This window comes from Microcoleus sp. Pol7_B2, assembly GCF_036701035.1.
Lineage (GTDB): Bacteria > Cyanobacteriota > Cyanobacteriia > Cyanobacteriales > Microcoleaceae > Microcoleus.
This window is the reverse complement of the sequence record NZ_JAUBQB010000049.1, coordinates 52,850-53,378: the sequence shown is the minus strand read 5'-3', so window position 1 is coordinate 53,378 and position 529 is coordinate 52,850. Positions and strand designations below refer to the sequence as shown.

The 529-nt window shown below is 38.6% G+C and carries 1 pseudogene; it reads right to left on the bottom strand.

The features are described from left to right. Positions 1 to 105 precede the first annotated feature (105 nt). Positions 106 to 429: pseudogene (locus QUA57_RS18425) on the bottom strand (IS1 family transposase); the annotation flags it as partial. Positions 430 to 529 lie beyond the last annotated feature (100 nt).

Genomic DNA, 529 nt, shown 5'->3' with positions numbered 1-529 from the left:
CGCTCATGTTTCTGTGTCAAAAAAGCTTTAGGATGTGATATTATCACGAATTGTTACTATTTTGGAGATGTCTACTGCTGTCCACACCCAGATTGTGTTTTTTTATCCGACAAAGGTTTGTAGCTCATCTAGTTCTCCTACTTCTGGAATTGTCTCTAGATCGTAAGCGGATGGTAGCAGCTTTCCAACTTGCTTGAGCCAATTAATTATTGTCGTGTGATGCAGGTCTTTGACTCTCTTGCTCGCACGAAAACCCATCCCATTGACATATATTTTTAGGTATTGATATTTAACTTCTTGCGCGTAACACTGCTGGGTTTGATAGCAATCTCTAAATTGCCTGCCACAGTCAACATAAATATAATTTTGCTTGCCTTTATTCGGCGCATTTTTATTAACATGAGTTGACAGATTTTCAGGAAATTTCATTTGCTTTGACTTTCAGTAAATTGGTTTTTGTGAATCGCTCACTCGCTCTATCGTACCTCAATTCAACAACGTCAGGAAAAGATTGGCAATGTTCAAGGGA